This is a genomic window from Prevotella sp. P2-180, assembly GCF_002251435.1.
Taxonomy (GTDB): domain Bacteria; phylum Bacteroidota; class Bacteroidia; order Bacteroidales; family Bacteroidaceae; genus Prevotella.
Map to the genome: position 1 here is coordinate 1 of NZ_NPJI01000089.1, position 2,493 is coordinate 2,493.

The 2,493-nt window shown below is 43.1% G+C and carries 2 protein-coding genes; both read right to left on the reverse strand.

Annotation, left to right across the window (positions count from 1 at the left end):
• Positions 1-100 precede the first annotated feature (100 nt).
• On the reverse strand, positions 101-259 hold the full coding sequence (locus tag CIK98_RS18255) for a hypothetical protein (RefSeq protein ID WP_172409934.1): 159 nt from the start codon (positions 257-259) through the stop codon (positions 101-103).
• Positions 260-295: 36 nt separating this feature from the next.
• Positions 296-2,359, reverse strand: coding sequence for a leucine-rich repeat domain-containing protein (locus CIK98_RS12170; RefSeq protein WP_094384608.1), 2,064 nt, complete (start codon positions 2,357-2,359; stop codon positions 296-298).
• Between the last annotated feature and the right edge of the window lie 134 nt (positions 2,360-2,493).

Genomic DNA, 2,493 nt, shown 5'->3' on the forward strand with positions numbered 1-2,493 from the left:
GTAACATTTGAGATTATATTTTTGAATATTCCTGCGGGACAGTGACCTGTCCCCTGTCCTGTCTTTCCACTAATTATTGTCCTTCGACAATCATTGACTTTTATGCCATAATGTCGTCGGCGGAAGGCTGGAAGATTCCGGCGTAGCCGCCATCGTCACCATTTTTACCTGTACCGGGTTCACTGCTGCCTGCCAATATGCGGGTTGGCATAATGTCATACTGCTTCATTGATGGGGTTTCATACTTTTTTTTCTTCATTGTATTTTCGTTCTTAAATGTTAGTACTCTTCATTTTTATTCCACTACCACCTTCTTGCCATTCACTATGTACAAGCCCTTTGACAGAGCGCCTTTTACGGCACGGCCGTCGATGGTGAAGGTGCCCTCTGCGACTGACTTCTTCAGAACTACTGGCAGGACATTGAGGATGCCGGTGGTGTTGTCGTCGTCGTCGAAGATACCGATAGACATGAGGATGGGGGCAGCCTGATTGCTCTTGTTGGTGATATTGAGATACATGCGGTAGGCGGGGAAGTTGGAGTCGGTGCGCTTGTTGCCGAACGAACCGTCGGTATTGAATGTGTAGTAGGTAGCGTCGAAGTTGGTGCGGGCGTCGAGGGTGCCGCTGCATGTCACGTTGACATTGGGGCATTGGGTCATCAGTCCCGACTTGCCGTCCCAGTCAACCACTGTGAGCGGTGTTGTGGCTGGCGTTGTTGTCATGCGGCATAACACGTTGTTCTGCAGCGTCACGTCGGTATCTTTGGTCTTCACGAAGAACGGGGTGCCGGCAGGAATGCTTTCGCCTTCGGGGTTGAGCAGCATCAGGATATACATGTCGGTGGAGGTGTTGTGGATGATGTTGCCTTGCGCAACATATACCTGCTCAAACTTTTTCTGGGCATTGGTCACAGGGAGGTCGAAGGGCAGGCACATCGTGGCGTACTGGCCTGCTTCGCTGAATGTGCGGTTGTAGGTGATGTCGCCTGGCAAATAGCAAGTTTTGTCGCTTGATGTCAATGTGGTATTGTCGCCATCCACGATATTCACCTTACCTCTATCTAGAAACACCTTGTCGGCATATTTTCCGGCATTAGAGTGTATTGAGTCATATCTCGACTCAGGCACCAAGATACAGCTTATCTCTTGTTCGCTGAATGCATCTTCCCCGATTGAAGTGACGGGAAGGTCGTAAATATTATCAATTATGTTCACTATACCGTCAGCAAACGAAGCTCCAGCCTCAGTTCCTATCACTTCAAATCCCGCTGCGTTGCTTCTTACAGCATATTTGACGCCGTTGATTGTTTTGGCTTGATTGTCGGAAAGGGCTTCAAAATTGGCGTTGATGCGTTCATTATTATAGTCTTCCTTATTATAGTCTTCCACTAATGTTGGTAGAACGTAAATAGTAGGCCAATTTCCCTCCGAACATGGATTATTATCTATCGATATTATGGAGGAATTATATAACTCTATGATAGTTTCATCACAGGAATCAAATGCCCCTTGAATAATATTCTGTATAGTTCCTGAGATATTTATTCCAGCACTACAATACTGAAATGCCCCTTGATTAATATTCTGTATAGTTCCTGAGATATTTATACTAGCATCACAACTAGAAAATGTAGATTTACCAATTTCGACAATGTTTACTTCCAAGGAGATATCTCCTCCTTTTATATTATAAAAGTTATTATCTGAAATTCCCGTGATACCACGTAGATTAGCATACACTTGAAAATTATAGTTATAATTATCATTATAGAAAGCATTACCTGCAATATAAGTAACATTACCATACAACTTCACAGTGCCATTAAAACTTTTGAATGCACTAGGACCTATTATCTCACACTCGAGATTGTTGAATGTCAAATTCAACTCTCCATTGCCACACTCCCAAAAAGCGCCTTCTCCAATATTTGTTACTTTATTAAATTCTATATTACCTATAAGAGCAGAGCATCCATGAAAAGCGTTAACCCCTATTTCTGTAATATTCTCACCGCCACTGATTGACTTGAGATAAGGATATACTTCAAAAGCGTCATCACCGATTTTGGTAACTTTATATTCCTGTTCTTCGTATGTCACGATGGCGGGAATGTTCAGCACTGAAATATCTTCGGAAGTAGCGCCAAGAAGAGTAGCTGTATTGTCGCTATACAGCTTGTAGTTTAGCCCAGTGTCATCTGTCACCGACTCCTTTACCACACTCTGTGCCCATCCAGGCAATGCCGTGAGCAGGAATGCAAATATAACCAACAGATAAGTTCTGCACTTTTCACCAATCCCCACTAACACTCTAAGGTTAAGGAAGTTACTAACATGGTTTTTTGTTGTCGATTTCATAATTAATTAGGGTGTCCAGTTAACGGTTCCAAATTCAGATAGTTTTTCTGAATATTTTGGTTCGTTCTGTAACCCAGTTTGTGGACATGTTCTTGGCAGCCCAAGTATCAATGTCCTTAAGTTTAACATTCACT

Excerpts from the sequence above, each read along its gene's own strand:
- CIK98_RS18255 (WP_172409934.1), bottom strand. The coding sequence starts at position 259 with ATGAAGAAAAAAAAGTATGAAACCCCATCAATGAAGCAGTATGACATT.
- CIK98_RS12170 (WP_094384608.1), bottom strand. The coding sequence starts at position 2,359 with ATGAAATCGACAACAAAAAACCATGTTAGTAACTTCCTTAACCTTAGA.